We start from the raw sequence: 24,746 nt of genomic DNA, 5'->3' as shown, positions 1-24,746 counted from the left end.
CCTCTGGATCCATCTGTCGTCCCCATAAGAGGAACTATGCCTGAAGGTCACACCCTGCATCGATTGGCGAACGACGTCTGGGACGCGTTCGGCGGCCGGACGGCTCGGGCGTCGAGCCCGCAGGGCCGGTTCGCCGAGGGCGCTGCGCTGCTCGACGGGCACCTGCTGCGCCAGACCGAGGCGCACGGCAAGCACTTCCTCGCCGACTTCGAGGGCGCGGGCTGGCTGCACATCCACCTCGGGCTGATCGGGAAGATGGACATCCGCCCGGCGCCGGTCCCCGAACCGGTCGGTCAGGTCCGGCTGCGGCTGCAGAACGCCACGGCGTACGCCGACCTGCGCGGTGCGACCGTGTGCGAGGTGATCACCGACGAGGAGCGCGACAAGCTGCTCGGCCGGCTCGGTCCGGACCCGCTGCGTGACGACGCGGATCCGGACCTGGCATGGAACCGCATCCACCGTAGCAAGCTGCCGATCGGTCAGCTGCTGATGAACCAGGACGTGCTGAGCGGGGTCGGCAACGTGTATCGCGCCGAGGTGCTGTTCCGGGCCAAGCTGAACCCGATGACACCGGGCAACGTGGTGAAGAAGCGCGAGTGGCAGGGCATGTGGGACGACCTGCTCGCGCTGATGAAGTACGGCGTGGAGACCGGGCGGATCGACACCGTTGCCGACGACCACACCCCGGAGGCGATGGGCCGTGACCCGCGCCGGGACGACCATGGGGGCGAGGTCTACGTCTACCGGCGTCAGGGGCAACGGTGTTTCGTTTGCCAGTCGGTGATCCGCACGAAGATCCTCGCGGGCCGTAACTTGTTCTGGTGCCCCAAGTGCCAGCGAACCGGTCTCACTCGCAAGAGCTGATAGTCACCGGTTGTGTTTCGAATTGATGCACGGACCGATCGGTACCGTTATGTTCTTCACACCATGAGGAAGAGTGGCGGACTCGCGCTGATACGACGCATCGGCCGCCGGGTCGAGGCGCTGGGCCGGCGTGCCCGCCGTTCGCACCGCGTCGCCTTCGGCGCGCTCATGCTGGTGCAGTTGCTGATCTCGATCGCGTGCCTGGCCTGGTCGACGTTCGTGCCGGCCTCGTTCCTGATCGTCCCGCTGGTGGTCGGCGGCGTGCTGCTGCGGTTCGGGGAGCTGGTCGCGCTGACCGCGATCACGACGACGTTCGGCGCGTACGTCGTCCTGTCGCGCGGCCTGACGCTGCCCCGGATCGGCTTCGTGCTGGTGCTCGTGGTCGTCGGCTGGATCATGATCACCAGCGCGAAGGTGCGCAGCCGGCTCGGCGTACCCGGGACGCGCGGCGAGTCGATGCTGATGGAGCTGCGCGACACGCTCACCGCACAGGGCGAGTTGCCGACACTGCCGCCGGGCTGGCGGGTCGAGGTCGCGATCCAGTCCGCGGGCGGGTCGACGTTCTCCGGCGACTTCGTCGTGTCGACGGTGCACGAGCACGTCCTCGAGGTGGCGCTGGTCGATGTCTCCGGCAAGGGCATCGACGCCGGGACCCGGGCGCTGTTGCTGTCCGGCGCGTTCGGCGGGCTGCTGGGCGTCGTACCGGAAGAGGAGTTCCTGTCGTCGGCGAACCGGTACATCCGGCGGCAGGAGTGGGACGACGACTTCGCGACCGTTGTGCACGTCGTGCTGGACCTGCGCACGGGGGACTTCGACGTCCGGACGGCCGGGCATCCGCCGGCGATCCAGTTCGACGCGTGGTCGGGGCGCTGGCAGACGCGGGACACCGAGGGTCCGCTGCTCGGGCTGGTGGAGTCGCCCGATTTCGAGGTGAACCACGGGCAGCTGAAGCTCGGGGACGCGTTGTTCCTGTACAGCGACGGGATGGTCGAGACGCCGCGCCAGGACATCGGCCGCGGCACGGACCGGCTCGCGGGCCACGCGGAGCGGCTGGTGGGGCAGGGGTTCCTGGGCGCGGCCGCGGAGCTGGTGGCCACCGCCGGCGGGCCGGGCGACGACTCGGCGATCGTCATCATCCACCGCATGGCGCATGCCTGAGGCAACCAAGTCTCTCGTTGTCATCCCGCGAGTTCGTTGACTTGGGCAACGAGAGGGGCATACTGCTGGAGAGATGTCCGCCGGGTTGTGACCATTGGTGAGACAGGGGACTGGGGATGGTCGTCAAGGGGGTTCGCGCTCAGGCTGCCACGATGGTGGCGGCCGCCGGGGCGCTCACGGTTCTGATCGGCGCCGCCGCGATGTTCGTGCGGCCGGGCGGGGACGCGCTGCCGGCCGGCGCGGCGATGGCGGCGCCGCCGGGCAACAACGGGACGATCAAGATCGACGGGGTGGAACTCGGCGACAAACCGCCGGAGAACAACCCGCACCAGGGGTGTTCGTTCACCGTCGAGTTCTACAACTACGAGGAAGGGCCGTACAACGCGCAGGTCATCTTCCAGGACCAGGCGCCGACGTCCGACGCCGGCGTACAGGTGGTGTCCGGCGACCTGAACCCGTTCATCGGCGGGGATCCGGCCGGCGGCGGCAACGACCTCGACGCACGCGTGGTCTACACGGTGAAGTTCACCGGCCAGCCGCATCCCGTGCAGGGCTACCACCTCAAGATCACCATCCACGCCCCCGGCGCCCAGGGCAACGACACCAAACACAAAGTCTTCTGGGTCAAGGGCTGCGACGCCCCACCCCCAACCACACCCCCGACGACTCCGCCGACGACTCCGCCGACGACTCCGCCGACGACTCCGCCGACGACCCCGCCGACTACTCCGCCGACGACCCCGCCGACTACTCCGCCGACTACTCCGCCCACGACCCCGCCGACGACCCCGCCCACGACGCCTCCGACAACGCCCCCCACCACGCCCCCGACCACGCCGCCGACGACACCGCCCACCACGCCTGTGACGACGCCGCCCAGTACTCCGGTGACGACGCCGACGGTGCCTCCGGGAACGGTGTCGAGCACGCCGCCGGCCAGTACGACGACGAGGCCGACGACTCCGGCGCCGACGCACCGCACGAGCTCGGCGAGTTCCGGCGTACCGACTGCGGTGAACGCCGGCCTGCCCGGTCCGCCGACCCGTCCGGTCGCGGTCACTAGCGACGGCAGCCCGTCCGAGGCGGGCAGCATCCTGATGACGCTCGGCGGCATGCTCCTCGCCGGCGGCGCCATCGGCTCACTCCGCCGCCACGGCCGCCACACCAGATAGCAGCCCCGGTCCCGGCGGCCGTCACAACCGCCGGGACCCGCGCTGTCCACAGCCCTCCACCCGACGAGTACGCCCCACACGAGCTCGGCAAGCTCCGGCGTACCGACTGCGGTGAACCCCGGTCTGCCGCGTCCGCCGACCCGCCCGGTCGCGACCACCGGCGACGACAGCCCGACCGAGGCCGGCGGCATCCTGATGACGCGCGAAGTACTTGTGGCCGGTGGGGTGATTGGCTCACTCCGCTGTCACGGCCGCTGGGACGCTCGGTGTCCGCGGCCCTCCGTCTTCGCGTACGACGAGGTCGGCGCCGCCGCGCCATACGAGCTCGGTGAGGTCCGGCGTACCGACTCCGGTGAACGCCGGATGCGTCGACCCGTCCGGTCGCGGCAAGCAGTGACGACAGGCCGACCGAGGCCGGCGGCATGCTCCTTGCGGATGGCGCGATCGGTTCACTCCGCCGTCACGACGGCCAGTACGCGGTGTCCGCAACCCTCCGTCGGCGCGTACGACGACCCCGGGGGCCGACGCGCCGTATGAGGTCGGCGAGTTCCGGCGTACCGACGTACCGACTGCGGTGAACGCACGCCTGCTCGGTGCGCCGACCCGTCCGGTCGCGGCAAGCAGTGACGACAGGCGGACCGGGGCCGGCGGCAACTTATGACGCGTGGAGGAGTGCTTCTGGCTGGTGGCGCGATTGGCTCACACCGCTGTCACGATCGCTGGGACGCGCGGTGGCCGCAGCCCTCCACGAGCGAGTATGACGAGTCCGGCGTCGACCGCCGTGACGGTGAGTTCCGGCGTACCGACTGCGGTGGACGCCGGCCCGCCCGGTGCGCCGACCGTCCGGTCGCGGCAAGCAGTGACGACAGGTCGACCGAGGCCGGTGGCAACTGATGACGCGCGGAGGAGTTACTTCTGGCCTGGCGCGATTGGCTCAGACCGCGATGTCCGCAGCCCTCCGCGGGCGCGTACAACGAGTCCGGCGTCGACGCGCCTTCCGAGCCCGACGGGTTCCGGTGTGCCGACTGCTGTGAAGGCCGGCCTGCTCGCGCCGGTCTGTTCGGTGGCGGCAAGCCGGTGACGACAGGCTGTCCGAGGTCGGCGGCGTGCTTCTCGTGGGTGGCGCGGTTGGCTCACTTTGTTGTCACGACCGGTGGGACGTGGTGTGCGGGCGAGTACGACGAGTCCGGGGCAGACGCGTCGCGCGAGATCGGAGTTCTGGGGTATCGGCTGTGGTGAACGCCGGCCGGTGCGATCGGCTCAGTGCCCCGTCTTGTGCGTTGTCCACAGGCCTTGCGCGGCGGGGGCTGTGGAAAACCCTGCGACACGCGGGCTAATCGTTACCGAACGAGCTTGACTGCCGTAACGGAACCGAAATACTTCTCCAAGGCCTAACCCCTGCACTCGTTCGAGGACGGACATGACCCACACGGGCGTTCGCTCCCGCGCGGCCGGCATCTTCGCCGGCGCCGGAGCGCTTTCACTGCTTCTCGGCGCGGCGGCTCTGCTCGTCGCGCCCTCGGCCAACGCGGATCAGACCGCCGGCCACAACCCACCGGGCAACAACGGCACGGTGAAGATCGAGGGCGCCGACATCCAGAGCGGACCGCCGGACAACAACCCGCACCAGGGCTGCACGTTCACCGTCGAGTTCTACAACTACGACAAGGACGACTCGTACAAGGCCCATGTCACCTTCGAGGACCAGGCCCCGACCGCGGACGCCGGCCTTCAGGTGGTGTCCGGCAACCTGGACCCGTTCATCGGCGAGGACGAGGCCGGTGGCGGCACGGACCTGGACGCGCGTGAGGTCTACACGCTGAAGTTCTCCGGCGAGCCGCACCCGCAGCAGGGCTACCACGTGAAGCTGACCGTGAACGCCCCCGGCTCGATCGGCAACGACGTCAAGCACAAGGTGTTCTGGGTCGAGGGCTGCACCACGACGCCGCCCACGACGCCGCCGACGACTCCGCCGACCACGACGGACACTCCGCCCACGACGCCGCCGACCACGCCGCCGACGACCACGGACACTCCGCCGACCACGCCGCCGACGACCCCGCCGACCACGACGGACACTCCGCCCACGACGCCGCCGACGGAGTCGCCCACCACGACGGACACTCCGCCTGCGACGCCGACTGACACGCCGTCCACCCCGGGAACGTCGGTGAACCCGACGAGCACGCCGCCGCCGGTGACCGAGTCGACTCCGGTCTCCGACGTGCCGAGTGACACGCCGACCGCCGGTGTTCCGACCGCGATCGACGCCGGCTTCGGTGGATCCGACGGAGACTCGGTTGCCAACAGCAATGGTACGTTCGGTCTCGCGGGCGGCCTGCTGCTCGCGGCCGGCGGCATCCTGATGGCCGGCGCCGGAGTGGTCACCTTCCGCCGCCGCGGCAAGCACACCGCCTGACCGTCATCCGCACGCGGCCGCCCGCTCCGTCCGGGGCGGCCGCGTACCGGTCCGTCGTCGCCCCGGCGATGGCGTAGCCTGCTCCGTCGTGACGATCGATGGGCTGGGTGACACGTTCGACTCGGACGCGGATCCGGCGGCGCCGGACGTGTCGTTCGAGGAACTCGTCGCGATGATGCCGGAGACGTTGCGGGAGGTGTTCCCGCCGTACCGCTGGCAGCTCGCGAAACTGTGGGAGCTCGACCTGAAGGTCGAGCCGGTCGAGATCGCCGACCTGGTCTGGATGTTCGACCTGCCGCTGTGGCAGCTCGAGGGCGAACGGTTCAGGGTGACGCCGCACCAGGTCGCCGAGACGCCGATGAACTTCCGCGCGCACTACCAGCGGGTGATGGACGCGGATCTCGACTTCCCGATCAACCTGGTCGCGTACCGCGGTCGGCTGGTCGTGCTGGACGGCGTTCACCGGCTGCTGAAGGCGCACTTCCTGCGCCGGCGCTGGATCGAGGCGACGATCGCGACCGCAACCCAGCTCCGCTCCTGCGCCCGATGAATCAAGCCCGGCGAAACTGGGCACCCCCGAACGGGGAGGATAGGCGTCATGGACAGCGTGGAGCGTGAGGTGTACGTCGAGGCCCGGCCGGAGGTGGTGTGGGCCGCGGTGACGCAGCCGGAGACCTTTGCCCGGTGGTACGCGTTCGGCGGGGCGGAGATCGATCTGCGCCCGGGTGGGCGGCTGGTGATGCGCTGGGACGAGCACGGCGAGTTCCGCGGCTTCGTGGAGAAGGTCGAGCCGGGCCGCCGGTTCGCCTACCGGTACGCCGTGGAGCCCGGTGTGGAGCCGGTGCCGGGCAACGCGAACCTGGTCGAGTTCACGCTCACGCCCGAGGGCGACGGCACCCGGCTGCTGGTGGTCGAGTCGGGCTTCGACCGCCTGGACGAGCAGCACGACCCCGAGCAGTCCGCGCAGGCCTGGGACAACGCGCTTGCGGCCCTGACCGAGCTGGCTCCGGCGCTCTGACCTGTCCGCGCGACGCGCCGGGGCTGTTGATGGTGATGCGTCACCATTATCATGGGTGACATGACAACCAACAGCGACGAGTACGCCCCCAGCACCAGCGACTGGGTCCGCGAGCAGGTGGAGAAGGTCACCGAGGCCGGGACCACCGACGCGGTCGACATCATCGGGCTCAAGGTCGTGCTGATGACTATGCGCGGTGCGAAGTCCGGCAAGATCCGCAAAGTGCCCGTGATGCGGGTCGAGAAGGACGGCGTGTACGCCGCGGTCGCCTCGCTCGGCGGCGCACCGAAGAACCCGGTCTGGTACTACAACCTGAAGGCCGATCCGAAGGTCAGCCTTCAGGACGGCGACGTCACCAAGGAGTACGTCGCCCGCGAGATCGAGGGCGACGAGTACGACGAGTGGTGGCAGCGCTCGGTGGCCGCGTACCCGCCGTACGCCGAGTACCAGACCAAGACCACCCGGAAGATCCCGCTCTTCCTCCTCGACCCGGTCAACTAAGTCCTTGCAAAGATCTCGCCTCGGTTGACGGTCGGTGACGAGGCGCGGGCCAGGCTTGTGAGACGCTGGCGACGGCTGGGTCGACCTCGACCCGGCCCGACGCCTTGCGTCGCCTGAGTTCTGGGAGTTGTCCTGACCACACACGACGCGGTGCGGGAACCGTTCGTCGGGTCGACGCGGCTGCGTCTGGCCGGACTGGCACTGCATGCCTATACCGCGAGCGGAACGGTGCTCGCGCTGCTGATCGTCATCGCCGCCATCGACGGCGACGCCGTGCGGGCGCTCTGGCTCGGCCTCGCGACCCTGGTGATCGACGGCACGGACGGGATGCTCGCCCGCCGGCTGCGGGTCAAGGAGACGATCCCGTGGTTCGACGGTGCGATGCTCGACAACATCGTCGACTACCTGACGTACGCGTTCGCGCCGATCGTGTTGCTGTGGACCGGCGGCTATCTCCCGTCCGGTACCTGGGGCGCGGTGCTCGGCGCGCTGCCGCTGCTCGCGTCCAGCTACCAGTTCTGCCGGGTCGACGCGAAGACCGAGGACCACTTCTTCCTCGGCTTCCCCAGTTACTGGAACGTGGTCGCGTTCTATGTCGTGGTCCTGAGCCTCAGCCCGGTCACCACCGGCATCATCCTGGTGGTCTGCTCGGTGCTCGTCTTCATCCCGGTGAAGTACGTGTACCCGTCGCGCACCAAGGCGTTCCGCTCGCTGAATCTGCTGGCGACCGCGATCTGGCTGGCGTCGTACGCCGTGCTGCTCGCGCAGATGCCGGACCCGAACGTGGTCGTGGTCGCGATCTCGCTGTCGTACCTGGTGTACTACGGCGGCCTGAGCCTCTACCTCACCTGGCGCCGTAGGGCCGTCGCGTAGTGGTTCTCGGGCTGAGCGCGGCGCTCGGCGCCGCGGTGCTGTTCGGTATCGCGGCGATCCTGCAGGCCGTCGGGTCGCGGAAGGTGCCGACCGAGTCGGAGCTGGATCCGCGCCGGCTCGGCGGATTCGTGGCTGCGCTGCTCAAGCAGCCCGCGTTCCTCGGTGCGCTCGGGCTGAACCTGGCGGGCTTCGGGCTGCACTTCGTCGCGCTGCGCCTGCTGCCGCTGTATCTGGCGCAGGCCGGGATCGCCGTCAGCCTCGTGATCACGGCGCTGCTCGCGACGCGGCTGATGTCGGATCGGCTGAGCGCGCTGGAATGGTCTGCGGTGATCGGCGTCTGCGTCGGGCTCGGTCTGCTCGCGGTGGCTGCCGGTGATGCCGGCGACAGCGCGCAGCACCACGGCCTCACGATCGGCATCATCATCGGGCTCGTGACGATTGCTGTCCTGGGCGCCGTCGCCAGCCGTTCGCAGCACGGTGTCTCCACGGCGTTGCTCGGCCTGCTGGCCGGTCTCGGATACGCCGGCGTCGCGATCTCTGCCCGCTTGTTGCAGGACGGGTCGCTGAGCGAGCTCGTACGAAGCCCGACGCTCTACACCTTGCCGATCAGCGGCGCACTGGCGTTCATCCTCTACTCGTTGGCGCTGCAGCGGGGGTCAGTGACGCTGGCCACCACGCCGATGATCGCGCTGCAGACCATCACACCTGCCGCCGTCGGCGTCTTCGTGCTCGACGACGCCGTCCGTGCCGGCTGGTGGCCGGCCGCGATCATCGGTTTCCTCCTGTCCGCGGCGGGTTCGGTCATCCTGGTCCGCTTCGAGAGCGTGAAACCCCAGGACGTACCGGCCGGTCCCTAGCGGCTCGGCCACTTCCAGGGCGGCTCGTCGAGTGGGCCCTGGCCGGTGATGGTGGTGGCGCCCTTCTCCTTGACGAGCTCGAGTGTCTGGAGGTCGGGGGAGAGGGCTTCGAGTGCGGCGATGAACGGGCGGGAGTGGGTGACCACGATGACCTGGGTCTCCTTCGCGGCGGTGACCACCAGGTTGGCCAGTGCGGGCAGGAGATCCGGGTGCAGGCTGGTCTCGGGCTCGTTGAGGACGAGGAGCTCGGGCGGCCGCGGGGTGAGCAGCGCGGCGACCCAGAGGAGATACCTGAGGGTGCCGTCGGACAGCTCCGCCCCGGACAGCGGGCGCAGCAGACCGTGCTGGTGGAACGCGATCTCGAAACGGCCTGCGGTGTTGACGATCTGCACCCGGCTGCCGGGAAACGCCAGCTCGATCGCCTCGTCCAATGCCCCGCGCGGGCCCAGCTCCCGGATCGTTTGCAGGGCGGCCGCGACATCCGCGCCGTCCGCGGCGAGCACGGCGGTGCGCGTGCCGACCTGCACCTGACGGGCGGGCGCTGTCGCGTCGGTGCGGAAGTGGTCGTAGAACCGCCACCCGCGCAGCCGCTCCCGCACCAGCAGCAGTTCGGGCGCGCGCTCCGGATCCGCGAACTCGCTCAGCATGCTGTCGAACGTCTGCAGCGGGTGCCCGCCGCGCTGCCACTCACCGCTCGCCGAACGGATCCGCACCTCGTGGTTGTTGCGCTCGACCAGCAGCGCCGCCGGCCGCAGGAACGGCCCGGCCCACAGGGCCTCGCGTTTGATCACCGGATCGAGGTCGAATTCTGATCCATGCGCGATCGGCAACCCGAGATCCATCAGGTAGCCGTAGTCGTCGCCTGCGAAGCCCATCCGCAACGTCACCGGCCCGGTCCGCACGGTGCCCTGCGTCGGTCGGTCCTTCCGCACATGCTCGGGCCCGGCCCACAGCGTCGACTGCAACCCACCTTCACGGGCAAGCGCCGCGACCGCCCCGTTCCGCGAGGCGTCGGCCAGCAACCGCAGCGCCCGGTACAGACTCGACTTGCCCGTCCCGTTCGCACCGGTCACCACGTTCAGACCGCGGAGCGGCATGACGATCCGCCGCAGTGACCGGTAGTTCTCCACCGCCAGCGTCGTCAGCATGTCAGTCAAGGTACCGACGCCCTCCGACAATCAGGTTTCGGCGCGGTCCGGGGAGATGTGCCAGAGGACTCCGAGTTCCTGCAGCATCGCCGCGGCCGCCGCGCCGTGCATCTTGCTCCGGTCCGCCATCGTCGAGAACCGCGGACGGCGTACGTCGACCGCGGGCAGGCGGCGGGCGAGCTCCTGCTCGATGGCGTCGAGCAGCCGCGCCCCGGCCCGGCGGACCGGCCCGTCGATCACGACGTCCGGGATGTCGAGGATCGCCGCCTGGACGCAGACCAGCGCGCCGAGGCTCCGGCCCGCGAATTCGACCCGCTCGGCGAGGGCTCGCAGCTCCGGTGGCTCGCCGGGGGACGCGACCGCGTCGAGGTCCTCGACGGCGGCGTCGCCGAGGATCGCGGGCAGGTTCGCCACCGTTTCCAGGCAGCCCGTCCGGCCGCACTCGCAGCGCCGGTCGCTGACGCCGACGTCGATGTGCCCGACCTCGCCGGCCCGCTGCCGTTCGCCGAGGTGCACGCGTCCGTCGAGGATGATGGCGGACCCGATACCGCCGGCGATGTGCAGCACGATCACACTGCCGCCGGCCTGACTGCGGTGCGACAGTTCGGACATCGCCACCGCGGTCGCGTCGTTGACGAGCACCACGTCGTACCCGAGGGCCTCCCGCAACGGCCCGGCGAGGTCGACGTCGTGCCAGCGGAACTGGATCGACTCGACGATGCCCTGCTCCGGCGACAGCATGGCCGGGACGGCGACGCCCGCGGCGAGCACCGTCCGCCCGTCGTCGGCGGCCAGTTGCCGCAGGAAGCTGCCCAGGACCGAGATCACGTCGTCGACGCCGGGGCCGGGCGGCAGGGCCACCCGGCCGGTCGTGCTGATCACCCCGTCCAGTCCCACCACGCCCGCGACGATCTCGGTCGGCCGGAGGTCGGCCATCAGCAGGCACTGGCGGCCGGTGTCGACGCGGAGCGGCTTCGCGGGTTTGCCGCGGCCGCTCGGCGTCCCGGCCTCCTCGACCACCAGATGCCGTGCCATCAGGGACTCGACGATCTCCGACACGACCGCGCGCGCCAGACCGGTGGACCGGGAGATGTCCGCGCGCGACATGCTGCCGTCTCCGATCAGCACGGTCTGCAGAACCAGTCTGGTGTTCCGCTCGCGCAGTACGCCGGGCGTCACCTTCTCGGTGATCCGTATCGCCTTCGTCATCCCTGCCTTCAGTACACGCCGTACACCGCCAACTCTTGGAGGTGGAGCGTGTAGGCGTTGGTGGTGTTCGCGAATCCGGTCACCCGGACGTACCGGTAGGCGCCCGTCACGTCGTACCGGTCGCCCACAGCAGTCTGCGCCTTGTGGGTCACCTTCTCCGCCAGCCGGGTCCACGTCTGCCCGTCCACGCTTCCGTCGACACGATAGAGGTACGACCGGCCGTCGGCGTAGTACGGCGTGACGCGGATGCCGGACAGTGCGTGAGCAGCGCCGAGATCCACCTGCAGCGACGACGGTTGCCCTGCGCACTGTGCGGGCGCGCAGAACCAGCCGGTGCTCAGATCGCCGTCAACCGCGCTGGCCGCCGCGTGACCACCTTCCGCGCTGGTAGCCGCTACAGGCTTCCCCAGGCTCAAGGAGACCGGCGGCGGCGTGGAGCACGTGACCGTCGGTACGCCGAACGACAACGCGTCGAAGTACCGGTTCGCGTCGTACTGGTGCACCTGCAGCCGCAACTGCCGTACGCCGGTGACGTCCGCGTCGAGCACGACCGCCTTCGACGCGTCGCCCGCGATTCCGCTGCGCAGCACGCCGGACTCGGTCAGCAGTCGGCCGTCACCGAAGACACGGACGACCACATCGCCGTCGGGAGTGTGGTTCATCGCATCGTCGATCCCGACCACCGTGGTGAAGCGCCCGCAGCCACCGCCGAGCTCGAACCGTACGTCGGCGTTCGCGTTGGTGCCAAGGCCCTTGCTGTAGGCAACACCGTCGAGCAGGATCGGCTGGCCGTTGCCGGACGGCGTGGCCGGCGTGACGGTGTCGCGTGCGACCGGGTAGACGCCGTCGTGGTTCCGTGAAGACGCGAACTGCAGGTCGCTCAGCTGGTACCGCCCGGCCGCCGCGACCGGCAGAACCGCGCTGGCCTTCCGGAGCCCGGACTGGTCGGACCGCATCGACACCTGCAGTGTCACCTTGTCCTGCAGACCACTGCCGCCGCGCACGGTCCAGGAACGCGTCACCGTGGCTCCTGGTCCGACTTGGCTCGGTGCGTCGCCTGTTGGTTCGACAGTGACCCCAGTGGGTGCCGTGACGTCGAGGGTCAGCCCGGTGAGGGCGCCGAAGTAGTTCGTGTTGGTGATGATCGCGGTGACCTGAGCAGCCCCTGACGCATCCACGGTCCCGGTCGGGCGGAGTGCCAGCGTCACGTCGTAGTCGTCGTTCTTCAGCCGGTCCAGCAGCTTGGCGGCTTCTGTGTAGGTGTCGCCGGTCGGCTGGGTGCGGTAGCTGGTGCGGTCTCGCGACCACTGCTCAGCCACGTCGTACCAGTCGATCTGTGGTGTGGCCGAGGTCTTCAGCGCCTCGAAGTACTGCTTCCAGCGGGGCGCGTAGTAGCCGTCCAGGAGCCCGGACCACTCGCGGTACGCGTAGTCCTGCAGGTCTGTGGTGCGCAGTCCCCACGACGTGAGCTGCTTGCGCGCGTCGTACTCGAGCTGCGCGGACTCGGTGCTGTCCGCACCCCAGCTCCTGGCCTGCTCCAGCCACCGTCCGATCAGGTACTGCTCGTTGGTACCGACCAGGTCGTCGACGCCGGCGATGTACCCGAGCCACGTGTCGGTCAGCTGCGTGAAGCGCCTGAGGTCTCCGGCCTCGTACGCCGACCGGATCTGCGGCAGCAACGTACGGGACCGGTCGGCGACGGACTGACGTGCTACCTCCAGCAGGTCGTTGCGGTACGCCGCGTTGTTCCGCAGCGAGCTGCCGACCGCGAGCAGTGCGGGCAGCGCACCCGCGAACTCGGCCGGATCGTAGGCGAACGCCGCCTGCGCCCAGCTGTGCGGCCGCTGGACCGTCAGGCTCGGGATCGCGGCGAACAGGCCGCCGTGGCCCGACGAGCGGCCGCCGTTCGGCGGAATCGAGTACGCGGTCTCGGCCAGGATCCGCCACGCCTCCCGCGCGTTCGGGTCCGTCCCGCCGTACCGGGCGTCCGCGTAGTCGGCGAACCACTGGTCCAGGTCCACGGGGCCGTCGTGCCAGGGCAGCTCGGCCAGGAACTCCATCGCCACCGCGTTGTTGTAGCTGGCCTCGGGCATGATCGCGATGCCGGACAGGGCCGAGCCGGGCTTCGCCAGCGAGGCCCAGAAACGCTCGTTCCAGGCGCGGATCGGGGCGCCCATGGTGGAGTTGCCGCCGAAGTTCCAGATCGACCCGAACGCGTACGGCGTCCCCGACCAGTCCTTTTCGCGGTCAGGGCTCAAAGCCCGGTCGGACAGCCCGTCGACGACCAGCATCCGGCTACGGTCGATGGCCGCGATCGTCTCCGGACGCGGGTTGCTCTGCCAGCCGAGGATCGCCCAGATCGCGCCCGGATGTGCCCTGTCCAGGGCGTTCTGCACCGCCACCGACGCTTGGCCGACCGAGATACTGCCGGGCCGTCCGCCCTCGTGCAGGAGATCCATCTTGAACATCGTCGACGGACCCAGGACCCGTTCCTGGACCGCGTAGAACCGGGCCGCGACCTGGTCGAACAGCGGGTCGGTCGGCGCCAGCCAGTCCGGCCGTTCCAGCCCCACCCAGGTGCCTTGCGGCACGGTGGTAGCGCCCGGGTTCTTCGCCGTGAAGTCCCGTGGCACCGTGCCGAAGTAGCCGGGCAGGACCGGCGTGATCCCGAGCGACCGCATCCGGTCCGCGATCCGCCGGCCGAGCTCCGCGCGCTCCTGGATCACCTGGGCGCTGACCGGCGCGGTGAAGTTGGACATGTTCTGCAGCAGCCACCACGGCTGGTACCCGGGTGTTGGGATCCAGGCGCGCAACTCGTCCGCCTGGTAGCCGAAGGACTGCAGCGCCTCGTAGTACACGGCCTCGGTCCCGATGGGCATGAAGATCTCGTTCACACCGTGCAGTGCCTGGATGTCGATCAGCCGTTCCCAGTCCTCGAACGTCCGGTACGGGCCGGAGTACCCGTCCTCGGTGTCGTTGCCGGCGAACCGGTGCTCGACGACCGACGACTGCTCGATCGGCCGCTGCGGCGCGGGCAGGACCGGCGGCAGGTCGAGCTGGTCGCCGGTCCAGGAGATGTCCGCCTTCACAACGTGCTTGAGGAACCAGTTGAACCCCATCAGCAACGCCGACGTACTGCTGCCCTCGACGACCGGCCGCGCGCCACGGCTGGTGATCCGGAACGTGTCGCGGCCCGCGGACGCCGGGATCGTGGCGAGCGTGATCTGGCTTCCGTGCCGGGTGCCGACCAGGCGCCGGATCGCGTCCTTGGCCGGACCGGTGTCGAAGAGCGGGCGGGCGGACGGGCCCTGCTCCGGGGAGTCCGCCAGTGCGGGCGGCGCGCCGAGCAGCAGCGCCACCGTTGCCACAGTGGCCGCCGCGGTCGTCGCGGCGAGCCATCGCCGGACCCTGGTACGTCGGTTCATCAACCTGACCTCCGATTTTGATCGCGGCCCAAACTAAATGGCGGTATGCAACCGGTCAACAGCTCGGCGAGGACTTTCGAAAATATTCTTCCTAAACCTGCCGTGTCACAGCCGGCCGCGCTGTCTCGTCTCGGGGGCGCAACCGATCAAGGAGTGTGACGAGCGATGCGTGTGTTCGTGGCTGGTGGGAGTGGAGTTATGGGGCGGCGGCTGGTGCCGCAGCTCGTAGCACGTGGGCATCAGGTGACCGCTACGACGACCAGTGCGGCCAAGCTGGACCTGGTCAGAGCAGCAGGTGCCGAAGCAGTGGTGATGGACGGGCTGGACGGCGCGGCGGTCGGCGAGGCGGTCGCGCTCGCACGGCCGGACGTGATCGTGCACCAGATGACCGCGATCTCGATGGCGCATGCGGGCAAGCCGGACATCAAGCACCCGGACCGCTGGTTCGCGAAGACCAACCGGCTGCGGACCGAGGGGACCGACCACCTGCTGGCCGCGGCCGAGGCAGTGGGTGTGCCGCACTTCGTTGCCCAGGGCTACGCGAGCTGGAACGGCATCCGCGAAGGCGGGTGGGTCAAGACCGAGGAGGACCCGCTGGACCTTCTGGAAGGGACAGCCGCGTACGTCGGCCTGAAGGCGCTCAGCCGGATCGAGGACCTCGTGCTGAAGATCGGTGGAGCCGTCATGCGGTACGGCGCGTTCTACGGCCCGGGGGCCATCGACGACCAGGTGGAGCTCGTGCGCAAACGCCAGTACCCGCTGGTGGGACGCGGTACTGGCTACAGTTCCTGGGTGCATCTCGACGACGCGGCCGGCGCGACAGTGCTGGCTGTCGAGCAGAAGGCCGGCGGTGTGTTCAACATCGTCGATGACGACCCGGCACCGGCCCGCGACTGGCTGCCGTACCTGGCGGAGTGCGCGGGTGCGAAGCCGCCGCTGCGTGTTCCGGTGTGGCTGGCGCGACGGCTGGCGGGGGACCAGGCTGTGGTGATGATGACCGAGGGCCGTGGGTTCTCCAACGCCAAGGCGAAGCGGGAGCTGGGCTGGGAGCTGCACTACCCGTCGTGGCGTCAGGGTTTCAAGGCCGAGCTGGCGTGATGCGCACTCGCGACGAGGAGTTCGAGGAGCTGCGACCGCTGCTGTTCTCGATCGCCTACCGGATCCTCGGCAGCGTCAGCGAGGCGGAGGACGCCGTACAGGACACGTGGCTCCGGTACGCCGCGTCACGGACGGAACCGGCGTCCGCGAAGGCGTTCCTGTCCGCTGTCGTGACGCGTATCTGCGTCGACGTACTGCGGTCTGCTCGGCGCCGTCGGGAGGCGTACGTCGGACCGTGGTTCCCGGAGCCGTTGCTGTCCGACCCGTACGAGGACCCGGAGCGAGCGGCCGAGCTGGCCGACTCGGTGTCGATGGCCGCGCTGCTCCTGCTGGAGCGGCTGTCTCCGCTGGAGCGGGCTGCGTTCGTGCTGCGGGAGGTGTTCGGGTTCGACTTCGCTGAGGTGTCGTCGGCGCTGGGACGGACTGAGGCCGCCTGCCGTCAGTTGGTGGTTCGAGCGCGTCGCCATATGGAGGCAGGGCGGCCGCGCTTCGCTGCGGACCAGCGTGAGCGGGAGGAGTTGGCGGTCCGCTTCTTCGACGCGTTCAAAGAAGGCGACGTCGACAACTTGCTGGAGTTCCTGGCCGCCGACGTCCAGCTGGTGGGGGACGCCGGTGGCAAGGCGCCGCAGTGGGGCCGGGGTGTCGTCACAGGCGCTCACAACGTCGCAGGAATGCTGGCTGCCCTGTCCGCGCCGTTCACCCAGATCGGTGGTGTCGTGGAGCCGCACGTGGTGAACGGCCAGCCGGGCGCGATCTTCCGCGACAACGCGGGTCGCGTGGTCAACACCTGGACGCTCGACATCGCCGACGGACAGATCCAGGCGATCCGTGCGGTGGTGAACCCGGACAAGCTCCGGCACGTCGGCCCGGTCGCCGACGCGTGGGCCGTCGTCCGGGACACGAACGCGGCCCGCCGAAACGGGTAGCGGGGCGCAGGGAAGACCCCTGCGCCCCGCTGTGTGCCGTCAGGTCAGGCCAAGGATTCTTCCCAGGCCTGGTGCAGTCCGGCGTAGTGGCCGTCCACCGTGATCAGGTGGTCGGGTGCGCCGTCCTCGATGATCTGGCCGTATTCCAGCACCAGGACGCGGTCGGCGGTCTCGACCGTGGACAACCGGTGGGCGATGACGATCGCCGTACGGTCGGCCAGGATCGTCTTCAGCGCCCGCTGGATCAGCCGTTCGCTGGGGATGTCCAGGCTCGACGTCGCCTCATCCAGGATCAGCACCGCGGGGTTGGCCAGGAACGCCCGCGCGAACGCGACCAGTTGCCGCTGCCCCGCGGACAACCGCGAGCCGCGCTTCTCGACCGCGGTCTCGTAGCCGTTCGGCAGCGCCATGATGAAGTCGTGCGCGCCGATCACCTTCGCGGCCTCGACGACCTCCTCCATCGTGGCGTCCGGCTTGCCGAACCGGATGTTGTCCGCGACCGAGCCGGTGAAGAGGAAGTTCTCCTGCGTCACCATCACGACCCGCTCGCGCAGGTCGTCCTCGGACAGGTCCCGCAGGTCGACACCGTCGAGCAGCACATGCCCGCCCGTCGGGTCGTAGAACCTGGCCACCAGCTTGGCGATCGTGGTCTTGCCGGCACCCGTCGTGCCGACCAGAGCCAGTGTCTGACCGGCCGGCACGTCCAGCTGCAGACCGGGCAGCACCGGTACGCCGTCGACGTACTCGAAGCGGACGTTCCGCAGCTCGAGGTGACCGTGCGCCGGGCCCGGCTTCGCCGGCTGGATCGGCTCCGGCACGTCCGGGGTCTCGTTCAGCACACCGGACAGCTTCTCCAGCGCCGCCGACGCGGACAAGAAGGTGTTGTAGAACTGCGAGATGTCCTGCAGCGGCTCGAAGAACTGCCGCAGGTACAGCAGGAACGCCGTCAGGACGCCGACCGTCACGTGGCCGTGGTAGGCCTGGTAACCGCCGTACGCCAGGATTGCGACGATGGTGATGTTGCCGACGCCCTTGATCGAGGGCATGAAGATCGCGTTCAGCCGGAACGACTCCAGGTTCGCCTTCCGGTAGCGGTCGTTGACGCCGTGGAAGATCTCCTCGTTGCGCGGCTCGCGACGGAACGCCTGCACCGCGCGGATACCGGTCATCGACTCGACGAAGTGCACGATGACCAGCACGACCGCCTCCCGGGTCTGCCGGTAGACGACCGCGGACCGCTTCCGGAACCACGCCGTCAGGAGCAGCAGCGCCGGGAACGACAGCAGCGCGAGCAGACCCAGCTTGAGGTCCAGCGTGAGCAGGATGATCGCCGTACCCACCAGCGTCAGCGCGGCGGTGACCAGACCGTCGAACCCATTCGCCAGCATCTCGTCGATGACCTGGACGTCGGACGTCAGCCGGGAGATCACCCGGCCCGAGGTGAACTTGTCGTGGAACGCCGGGCTGAGCCGCTGGAAGTGGTCGAAGACCCGGCGCCGCAGACCGAGCAGGATGGTCTGGCCGAGCCGGCCGGAGCGCATCAGGAACAGCTGCCGTGCCCACGCCTGCAGCAGTGCCGAGGCGAGCACGGCGATCACGATCGTGATCAGCTCCCGCGAGCCCTGGCCGGCGAGGATCGGCGGGATGCCGTTGTCGATGCCCAGGTGGACCAGGTACGGCACGGCGAGCCGGGCGCCGTTCTCGACGATCACGATCACGATCAGCAGCCAGATCAGCTTCTGGTACGGCCTGAGCAGCTCACCGAGCAGCTTCCGGGAGTCCTCCTTCAGCCGGATGCTGGTGGCCCGGGAGATCTCCCGGTCGGGGTCCTCCTCGAACTGCCCCCGCCAGCTCTGCTCTTCCGGCAGCTGGTCGTCCTTCACATCCTCGGGAGGAGGTGTCTGCTGGGTCGTCGTCATGCGTGCACCTCCTCTTCCTCCGCTGCCAGCAGGTGCCGGTACTCGGGCACCGTGGCCAGTAGTTCTTGATGGGTTCCTACGTGGGTGACTGTGCCGTTCTGCAGCAGTGCGACCTTGTCGGCCAGCATCACCGTCGACGCGCGGTGCGCGACCACGATGCCGGTGGTCTCGGAGAGCACGTTCTGCAGCGCTTCCTCGACCAGGGCCTCGGTGTGTACGTCGAGAGCCGACAGGGTGTCGTCCAGCACCAGTACGGCGGGCTTGGCGAGCACCGCCCGCGCCAGTGCGAGCCGCTGGCGCTGACCGCCCGACAGCGACATGCCTTGCTCGCCGACGCGTGTCTCGAGGCCCCACGGGAGGTCGTTGGCGAACTGTGCCTGGGCGACCTCCAGTGCCTGCTGGACCTCGGCGTCGGTGGCGTCCGGACGGCCGAGCGTGAGGTTCTCCCGGACGCTCATGGAGAACAGCGTGGGGTCGTCGAACGCGGAGGCGACCGCGGTCCGCAGCGACACCAGGGTCAGGTCCCGGATGTCGTGTCCGTCGATGGTGATCCGCCCCGCAGTCACGTCGTACAGCCGGGGGATCAGTGCGGTCAGTGTGGTCTTGCCGGACCCGGTGGCGCCGACCAGTGCGAGCGTCGTACCAGGGGTCAGGTCGAGGTTGATGTCGTGCAGCACCTCGGTCGAGTCGTCGGAGAACCGGAACCCGACGTGCTCGAAGCGCAGGTGACCGCGCGGGTGGGTGAGTTCCTCCGCGCCGGACTTGATCACCGAGTGGGTGTCGAGGATCTCGCTGATCCGGTCCGCCGCGGTCATCGCCTCCTGGGCCATCGCGAGGATCGCGCCGAGCGAGGTGACCGGCCAGACCAGCGACAGCATCAGCGTGATGAACGCGACCAGGGTGCCGAGCGTGATCGCCTCCCGGCCGACGGCGAGCGCGCCGAGCAGCAGCACGATCACCAGGGTCAGGTTCGGGATGACGCCGAGGAAGCTCCAGAACCGGGATGCGAGCCGGACCTTCTCGACCTCGGTGTGGTACAGCGTGGTCGCCTCGTCGTCGAACTGCGCCTGGACGTGCGGCCGGCGGCCGAACGCCTTGATCACCCGGAAGCCGAGCGCCGACTCCTCGATCCGGGTGGCCAGGTCGCCCTGCTGGTCCTGCACCTTGCGGGAGATCCGCAGGTACTTCTTCTCGAACTTCAGCGAGACCATCACGATCGGCACGGCGGCCACGAGGACCACCAGACCGAGCGGCCAGTAGAGCTGGAGCAGCAGGATCGTGACCACGACCAGCTGCAGGATGTTCATCACCAGGAACAGCAGGCCGAAGCCCATGAACCGGCGGATGGTGGACAGGTCGGTGGTGACGCGGGACAGCAGCTGGCCGCTCTGCCAGCGGGTGTGGAACTCCATCGGCAGCGACTGCAGCCGGACGTACAGGTCGTGCCGGAGCGTGGCCTCCAGGTCGCTGACGGTCCGGGACTGCGCCCAGCGGCGCATCCAGACCAGGAGGACCTCGGAGATGCTGAGTCCGAGCGCCAGCAGGGCCAGCGGGACCAGCATGCTCAGCTCGCGCCGGGTGACCGGTCCGTCGATGATGGCCCTGGTGACCAGCGGGACGGTGAGGCTGACGGCGACGCCGAGCATCGCGGTGGTGAACATCACCGAGAGGCGCCAGCGGTGGGGCTTCAGATAGGGACGCAGCCGCCACAGATTGCGGCTACGTTCGGGGGCACGGGTGGTAGGGGCAGCGATCGACGGCGCTTGGACAGCGTGCTCGGAGGGCATCTGGACGGGCGCACTTCCCATCTACTTCGTCAAAGGGTTTCGGCGACCTGAAAACGGCGCACTTTCCAGTATCGCCCAGTGGGTAAGCGCTTGTCCTGCCAATTCCATTCCCGGGCGATGAATTACCGCTTGTCGCAATAGGCCGTCCGGGTGTCAGGCGGCGAGGGGTTCCGGACCTATCACGTTCCATGATCAGTGCGCGGCGATCGATCGCCGGCCTGATGCCTCTTCGGGCAGTTCCCGGAGGTCCCGGAGCGGGGAGCACAGGGCGATCAGCAGCCCGCCGAGCATGCCTCCGGTGGCCAGCAACAGCGTCGGGCGGATCTGGATCGCGGTGGCCAGCACGCCGGAGGCGGCTGCGCCGACGGTCTGGCCGCCGATCACCAGGGTCCGCCACGAGGCGGTCACCTGGCCCAGCAGGTGCGGTGGGGCCATGGACTGCCGCAGGGTCCGCTGCGGGACGGCGAATAGGGACATACCGAGCCCGGCGAGTACCTGTCCGACCAAGATGAGCGGCGTCACGCCGGTGAACAATGCGACGGCGTTGAGTGACGCCAGAAACACACCGCTGAGATAAGAGCGGCCGATTCCCACGCGCCGGCACCAGCCGGGGGCGACGAAGGTACCCGCCACCGCGGCAGCACCGAACGCGGTCAGCGAGAGCCCGACGAACGCCGGTGACTTGTGCAGCTCCCGGATGAGGAACAGCACGACCAGCGGTCCCTGCATCGCTCCGGCCATGGCCGCAACAGCCGCGGACACCACGAGCGGCCGGAGCATCCGGTCGCCGAACAGCACGCGCAGTCCCGCCGACAGCCGTACCTGGGACCGCTCCGGCACAGCTCCACGGGCGGGCTCACGGATGAGGTACGCCGCCACCGTCGACACGACGTACGACGCCGCGTCGACGACGATCGCGAACGGCGCCGTGAGCACCTGCACGAGGAAGCCGGCCGCGGAGGGACCGAGCGTGGAGGCGAGGTTGAGATTGAGCAGCGCGGCGCTGTTCGCCTGCATCAGCTCCGCCCGTGGCACCAGCCACGGGATCATCGTCTGGGACGCGGTGTCGGACAGCAGAGTCAGCACTCCGGTCAGTACGGCGACGGCGTACAGCTGCTCGATGCGCAGCCAGCCCAGTGCCGCCGCGGCCGGCACTGAGCCGAGCAGGAACAGCCGACCGACATCGGTCCAGATCAGCACGCGACGCAGGGACCACCTGTCGACCCAGACGCCGGCCAGCAGCCCGAACACGAGGTGCGGCGCGATCGTCAACGCCGACAACGCACCCATCTGCACTGCTGACGCCTGCAGGCTGACGACAGCCACCAGCGGCAGCGCGACAGTGGTGACCGCACTGCCCGACGCCGACACCAGCTGCCCGATCCACAGCTTGCGGAACTCGCCTCTCACGACCCATGCCATGCCGGTGAACCTGTCACTCAGCAGAGTCGTCCGACTACGCCTGTTCGCCGTGAGCAGATGCAGTTCACTCCACGCGAAACACAGGACCCCTTGCGGTGAAGGGCAGCGACGCGCCACGGGGGACCAGCCACGCGTGCTCCCGCCGTACCCGGACGACGTCGCACTGGCCGTCGGTGATGAGCAGGATCGGCCCGTGCGCAGGGAAGTCAGCTGCGCGCTCGAGAAGGTCGACACCGGGCTGCAGCACGGTCCCGCCGCGACCGTGCACCTTCACGCGGCCCGCGATGTCGTCCACCGGCACGTAGCCGGCGTCGTACGCCGCGGCGTCGCAGTACACGACCCGCGCGGCCGGTACGTCGCGGGCGCGTGAGTACGACGCGATCGCGCCGAGTGCCTTGCCGAGGAGCTCGCGGTCCATCGAGCCGGACGTGTCCAGAACGACGCCGTACGTCGGGAGCCGTTCGAGCTCGACGGGGCGGATCCAGCCGGGCCGCGGGATGTCCGGCGTACCGGACTGGCGCCGCGAGGCACGGGCATACGTCCGGGTCTTCTCGATGGCCGGGACGTGCTCCTCGAACCAGCGCGCCAGCTGCGCGTCCCAGGCGAGCGGTGGGTGGTCCAGCGCGCGGATCTCCTCGACGAGTCCGGCAGGCAGCGTGCCCCGGGAGGAGTCGTGATACGCCAGCCCGGTGCTCAACGCGCGATGGTAGATGTCGTCCAGCCCGGCCGCGCGGGCAGCCTCGCCTGCATGCGGGAGCGGGTGCCCGAGGACGTCGCCGAGACCGACTCCGCGCAGCGTCGCCAGCTTGCGGTAGCGGCGCAGGTCGGTGGCGATGCGGTCGTAGACCTCCTCGGCGGACATGCCCTTGAGTGCGGGGTCGTGGAGGGCTCCGTCGGGCATCGTGCCGACTCCCATCTCCAGGAGCCAGCCGTTGATCACCAGGTCGGCGGCGACGTTCCACAGGTACGGGTCGCGGCCGCCGACGCGCTCACCGTGCCGGAGCGCGGCGTGCAGCATCTCGTGCGCCATCACGAACCGCCACTCGCCGAGCGTGAGGTCGGTGAGCGGGTTGATGTAGATCTCGCCGGCGGACGCGTTGACCGCCGCGGTGTGGATGTCCCAGCCGCGCGCGAGTTCGGTCTCGGCGACGACCTTCATGCTCGATGCGATCGCGCCGAGCAGCGGGTACGACGACACGAACCAGCCGAGAGCCAGGTCCCACTTGTCCCTCCCGTCGCGACCCGCGGTCAGCGAGGAGCATGCGCCGCCTGCAACGTCGACAGCCGCCGCGGCGGCAGCCGAGAGGCCGGCGGCGAACAGCTCGCTCCAGTTCGGCGGCCTGCCCCAGCCGTTCCAGCGGGCGGTCTGAACGTCCGGTGCGTGACCGGCAACGCCGAGGCGCTCGTAGTCCGCCGGTACGCCCTCCCGCCGCCACAGCCGCGCCAGCGCGTCCTCCTCCATGGCTGGGAAGGACACCGGGAGGTCGACGACCGGCGTACCGAGTTTGAGCGACTGGAGGTAGCGGTTGACCGCCACGTCGTACGAGGCGCTCCTGGCCTGGTCAGCTGCCGGCAGGTCCCGCTCGGCGTGGCCGAGGCCGAGGTGGATCAGCAGGTGCGCGAAGACCCAGGACCATTCCTCCGGCGTCGCCCGGCGCACCCGGTGCGTACGGATCTGACCGTTCGAGTCGATGGTCGCCCAGCCGTCCGCCGGGCAGCTGTCGTCGCGGAGCGGGCTGTGCGCCCAGTCCGCCATCGGCGCGAACAGCGGGTGCCGCGCGATGACGCCCCAGCCGGCCTGGATCGCCTCCCAGGCCGGGTCCCGTCGCGCCTTCTTCTTAGGCACGTGCGGCCACGAGACGCGGCAGGTCGCGGCTGACCTCGACCAGGAACCACGTCGGCAGCACCGGGCGGCCGTCGTCGTCGGCCGCGATCACCAGCTGCGCCACCTCCAGCGAGATCTCCGCCAGCTCGACGAGCAGCGCCTTGCCGCGGTGTGCGAGCTGACGGGCCGCGGGGCTCGCGGACGCCTTGTCGGCGGCCAGTTCCTTGACCAGCCGGGCCCGGAACGTCTCGGCCAGGAAGTACAGCAGGTCCCGGTCCTCCGGCGCGGACGGCCAGCCGGTCTCGCCCTTCAGTACGGCGTCCAGGCCGAACGCGTGCCGCACCGTCTTCACGTAGGCGCGGAACGTCGACGCGTGCGCCGCCGACAAGGTGCCGAAGGCAAGGACACGGAGGGTCTCATCGGACACGTCGTCGCCGTACGACAGGAGGGCGTCCGACAGCATGTGCCAGCTGCGTGGCGTCGAGAACGGCTCCTCGGTCTTCGGCGGCGCGGTCCATAGGTGGTCCGGACGGTTGCGCAGGTACTCGAGCACCCACGGGTGGATGCCCGCCGTCCCTGCCCACCGCAGCCAGTCGGTCGCGGAGGCGCGCAGGTGGATGTGCACGAGCCGGTTGACCAGGGCGCTGGCCATCGGGCGTGCCAGGGCGTTGTCGGTGGCGCGGTTGCCGGCCCCGATCACGACGGAGCCCTCGGGCAGCTCGTACTCGCCGATGCGGCGGTCCAGGATCAGCGAGTAGAAGGCCTTCTGCACCTCGGCGGAGGACGCGTTCAGCTCGTCCAGGAACAGGCAGTACGGCTCGTCGCGGGCGATCGCCACCGGCGGTGCGAACCGGCTGCGGCCGTCGACGATCTGCGGTACGCCGATCAGGTCCTCCGGCGCCAGCTGGGTGCCCAGGAGCGTGACGCATTCCAGACCGAGCGATTCCGCGAACGCTCGCACCAGACTGCTCTTCCCGATCCCCGGTGCGCCCCAGAGGAAGACCGGGCGTACCACTGCCACGTGCAGCAGTACTTCGGGCAGCTCGGCCGCCGACACCGTGATTCCCGCCTGCATCAGTTCCCTTCATGGTTGGTGAGTGACTGTTGGCCAGCCCTTCAGGATCC

At 69.5% G+C, this 24,746-nt stretch carries 19 protein-coding genes; 11 read left to right on the top strand and 8 right to left on the bottom strand.

Features of this window, described 5'->3' with window-relative positions; all coding sequences use genetic code 11:
• Positions 1 to 36: 36 nt before the first annotated feature.
• The 9 genes from ACWEOO_RS33715 to ACWEOO_RS33675 all read left to right on the top strand — a co-directional run bounded on the left by ACWEOO_RS33715 (position 37) and on the right by ACWEOO_RS33675 (position 8,862).
• Positions 37 to 864 carry an Fpg/Nei family DNA glycosylase gene (locus ACWEOO_RS33715; RefSeq protein ID WP_452146475.1) on the top strand — a complete coding sequence of 276 codons (828 nt, stop codon included), beginning with the start codon at positions 37 to 39 and terminating at the stop codon, positions 862 to 864.
• 63 nt (positions 865 to 927) lie between these two features.
• Positions 928 to 2,022: a PP2C family protein-serine/threonine phosphatase gene (locus ACWEOO_RS33710; protein ID WP_452146474.1), complete on the top strand. Its 1,095-nt coding sequence runs from the start codon at positions 928 to 930 to the stop codon at positions 2,020 to 2,022.
• 116 nt (positions 2,023 to 2,138) lie between these two features.
• On the top strand, positions 2,139 to 3,194 hold the full coding sequence (locus ACWEOO_RS33705) for a hypothetical protein (RefSeq protein ID WP_452146473.1): 1,056 nt from the start codon (positions 2,139 to 2,141) through the stop codon (positions 3,192 to 3,194).
• A 1,420-nt stretch (positions 3,195 to 4,614) separates the two neighbouring features.
• Positions 4,615 to 5,613 (top strand): hypothetical protein, encoded by a 999-nt coding sequence (locus ACWEOO_RS33700; RefSeq protein WP_452146472.1) that lies wholly within the window; start codon positions 4,615 to 4,617, stop codon positions 5,611 to 5,613.
• Positions 5,614 to 5,701: 88 nt separating this feature from the next.
• Positions 5,702 to 6,163: a hypothetical protein gene (locus ACWEOO_RS33695; RefSeq protein ID WP_452146471.1), complete on the top strand. Its 462-nt coding sequence runs from the start codon at positions 5,702 to 5,704 to the stop codon at positions 6,161 to 6,163.
• 48 nt (positions 6,164 to 6,211) lie between these two features.
• The gene (locus ACWEOO_RS33690) at positions 6,212 to 6,631 is read left to right on the top strand and encodes an SRPBCC domain-containing protein (RefSeq protein WP_452146470.1); all 420 of its coding nucleotides are present in this window, start codon (positions 6,212 to 6,214) and stop codon (positions 6,629 to 6,631) included.
• A gap of 60 nt (positions 6,632 to 6,691) precedes the next feature.
• Complete coding sequence (locus ACWEOO_RS33685; protein WP_359938053.1) at positions 6,692 to 7,132, top strand: nitroreductase family deazaflavin-dependent oxidoreductase; 441 nt, start codon at positions 6,692 to 6,694, stop codon at positions 7,130 to 7,132.
• 150 nt (positions 7,133 to 7,282) lie between these two features.
• Positions 7,283 to 8,005, top strand: a complete 723-nt coding sequence (locus ACWEOO_RS33680) for a CDP-alcohol phosphatidyltransferase family protein (protein WP_452146469.1) — start codon at positions 7,283 to 7,285, stop codon at positions 8,003 to 8,005.
• Positions 8,005 to 8,862: a hypothetical protein gene (locus ACWEOO_RS33675; protein ID WP_452146468.1), complete on the top strand. Its 858-nt coding sequence runs from the start codon at positions 8,005 to 8,007 to the stop codon at positions 8,860 to 8,862. Before ACWEOO_RS33680 ends, ACWEOO_RS33675 begins: the two co-directional genes overlap by 1 nt.
• Here ACWEOO_RS33675 and ACWEOO_RS33670 read toward each other — a convergent pair.
• Genes ACWEOO_RS33670 through ACWEOO_RS33660 form a run of 3 tightly spaced genes read right to left on the bottom strand, consistent with a single transcriptional unit; the run spans position 8,859 to position 14,644 of the window.
• Positions 8,859 to 10,010: an AAA family ATPase gene (locus ACWEOO_RS33670; RefSeq protein WP_452146467.1), complete on the bottom strand. Its 1,152-nt coding sequence runs from the start codon at positions 10,008 to 10,010 to the stop codon at positions 8,859 to 8,861. The two genes, ACWEOO_RS33675 and ACWEOO_RS33670, sit on opposite strands and share 4 nt — an antisense overlap.
• A 30-nt stretch (positions 10,011 to 10,040) precedes the next feature.
• The gene (locus tag ACWEOO_RS33665) at positions 10,041 to 11,219 is read right to left on the bottom strand and encodes an ROK family protein (RefSeq protein ID WP_452146466.1); all 1,179 of its coding nucleotides are present in this window, start codon (positions 11,217 to 11,219) and stop codon (positions 10,041 to 10,043) included.
• 8 nt (positions 11,220 to 11,227) lie between these two features.
• Positions 11,228 to 14,644 (bottom strand): alpha-N-acetylglucosaminidase TIM-barrel domain-containing protein, encoded by a 3,417-nt coding sequence (locus tag ACWEOO_RS33660; RefSeq protein ID WP_452146465.1) that lies wholly within the window; start codon positions 14,642 to 14,644, stop codon positions 11,228 to 11,230.
• A gap of 165 nt (positions 14,645 to 14,809) precedes the next feature.
• Between ACWEOO_RS33660 and ACWEOO_RS33655 the strand changes: the two genes are divergently transcribed.
• Together ACWEOO_RS33655 and ACWEOO_RS33650 are read left to right on the top strand one after the other, a co-directional pair.
• The gene (locus ACWEOO_RS33655) at positions 14,810 to 15,742 is read left to right on the top strand and encodes an NAD-dependent epimerase/dehydratase family protein (protein ID WP_452146464.1); all 933 of its coding nucleotides are present in this window, start codon (positions 14,810 to 14,812) and stop codon (positions 15,740 to 15,742) included.
• Positions 15,742 to 16,668: an RNA polymerase sigma-70 factor gene (locus ACWEOO_RS33650; protein ID WP_452146463.1), complete on the top strand. Its 927-nt coding sequence runs from the start codon at positions 15,742 to 15,744 to the stop codon at positions 16,666 to 16,668. The genes ACWEOO_RS33655 and ACWEOO_RS33650 overlap by 1 nt, the downstream gene beginning before the upstream one ends.
• Positions 16,669 to 16,712: 44 nt before the next feature.
• On the opposite strand, the gene ACWEOO_RS33645 is transcribed toward ACWEOO_RS33650, so the two are convergent.
• From ACWEOO_RS33645 to ACWEOO_RS33625, 5 genes are all read right to left on the bottom strand, one after another.
• The gene (locus ACWEOO_RS33645; protein ID WP_452146462.1) at positions 16,713 to 18,587 is read right to left on the bottom strand and encodes an ABC transporter ATP-binding protein; all 1,875 of its coding nucleotides are present in this window, start codon (positions 18,585 to 18,587) and stop codon (positions 16,713 to 16,715) included.
• On the bottom strand, positions 18,584 to 20,248 hold the full coding sequence (locus ACWEOO_RS33640) for an ABC transporter ATP-binding protein (RefSeq protein ID WP_452146461.1): 1,665 nt from the start codon (positions 20,246 to 20,248) through the stop codon (positions 18,584 to 18,586). Before ACWEOO_RS33640 ends, ACWEOO_RS33645 begins: the two co-directional genes overlap by 4 nt.
• A 318-nt stretch (positions 20,249 to 20,566) precedes the next feature.
• A complete protein-coding gene (locus ACWEOO_RS33635) occupies positions 20,567 to 21,796 on the bottom strand; it encodes an MFS transporter (protein ID WP_452146460.1) in 1,230 nt (409 codons plus the stop codon).
• A gap of 64 nt (positions 21,797 to 21,860) precedes the next feature.
• Positions 21,861 to 23,642 carry a vWA domain-containing protein gene (locus ACWEOO_RS33630; RefSeq protein ID WP_452146459.1) on the bottom strand — a complete coding sequence of 594 codons (1,782 nt, stop codon included), beginning with the start codon at positions 23,640 to 23,642 and terminating at the stop codon, positions 21,861 to 21,863.
• Positions 23,635 to 24,696 carry an ATP-binding protein gene (locus ACWEOO_RS33625; protein ID WP_452146458.1) on the bottom strand — a complete coding sequence of 354 codons (1,062 nt, stop codon included), beginning with the start codon at positions 24,694 to 24,696 and terminating at the stop codon, positions 23,635 to 23,637. The genes ACWEOO_RS33630 and ACWEOO_RS33625 overlap by 8 nt, the downstream gene beginning before the upstream one ends.
• Between the last annotated feature and the right edge of the window lie 50 nt (positions 24,697 to 24,746).

Source organism: Kribbella sp. NPDC004138 (assembly GCF_053603655.1).
Note: the sequence above shows the minus strand (reverse complement) of the source record. Positions and strands in the feature narration are given on the sequence as shown.

What these genes read in the sequence shown, in the direction of transcription:
- ACWEOO_RS33690 (WP_452146470.1), top strand. Translation starts at nt 6,212, where the DNA reads ATGGACAGCGTGGAGCGTGAGGTGTACGTCGAGGCCCGGCCGGAGGTG.
- ACWEOO_RS33665 (WP_452146466.1), bottom strand. Translation starts at nt 11,219, where the DNA reads ATGACGAAGGCGATACGGATCACCGAGAAGGTGACGCCCGGCGTACTG.
- ACWEOO_RS33710 (WP_452146474.1), top strand. Translation starts at nt 928, where the DNA reads ATGAGGAAGAGTGGCGGACTCGCGCTGATACGACGCATCGGCCGCCGG.
- ACWEOO_RS33645 (WP_452146462.1), bottom strand. Translation starts at nt 18,587, where the DNA reads ATGACGACGACCCAGCAGACACCTCCTCCCGAGGATGTGAAGGACGAC.
- ACWEOO_RS33660 (WP_452146465.1), bottom strand. Translation starts at nt 14,644, where the DNA reads ATGAACCGACGTACCAGGGTCCGGCGATGGCTCGCCGCGACGACCGCG.
- ACWEOO_RS33635 (WP_452146460.1), bottom strand. Translation starts at nt 21,796, where the DNA reads ATGGCATGGGTCGTGAGAGGCGAGTTCCGCAAGCTGTGGATCGGGCAG.
- ACWEOO_RS33650 (WP_452146463.1), top strand. Translation starts at nt 15,742, where the DNA reads ATGCGCACTCGCGACGAGGAGTTCGAGGAGCTGCGACCGCTGCTGTTC.
- ACWEOO_RS33670 (WP_452146467.1), bottom strand. Translation starts at nt 10,010, where the DNA reads ATGCTGACGACGCTGGCGGTGGAGAACTACCGGTCACTGCGGCGGATC.
- ACWEOO_RS33700 (WP_452146472.1), top strand. Translation starts at nt 4,615, where the DNA reads ATGACCCACACGGGCGTTCGCTCCCGCGCGGCCGGCATCTTCGCCGGC.
- ACWEOO_RS33640 (WP_452146461.1), bottom strand. Translation starts at nt 20,248, where the DNA reads ATGTTCACCACCGCGATGCTCGGCGTCGCCGTCAGCCTCACCGTCCCG.
- ACWEOO_RS33625 (WP_452146458.1), bottom strand. Translation starts at nt 24,696, where the DNA reads ATGCAGGCGGGAATCACGGTGTCGGCGGCCGAGCTGCCCGAAGTACTG.
- ACWEOO_RS33655 (WP_452146464.1), top strand. Translation starts at nt 14,810, where the DNA reads ATGCGTGTGTTCGTGGCTGGTGGGAGTGGAGTTATGGGGCGGCGGCTG.
- ACWEOO_RS33685 (WP_359938053.1), top strand. Translation starts at nt 6,692, where the DNA reads ATGACAACCAACAGCGACGAGTACGCCCCCAGCACCAGCGACTGGGTC.
- ACWEOO_RS33715 (WP_452146475.1), top strand. Translation starts at nt 37, where the DNA reads ATGCCTGAAGGTCACACCCTGCATCGATTGGCGAACGACGTCTGGGAC.
- ACWEOO_RS33705 (WP_452146473.1), top strand. Translation starts at nt 2,139, where the DNA reads ATGGTCGTCAAGGGGGTTCGCGCTCAGGCTGCCACGATGGTGGCGGCC.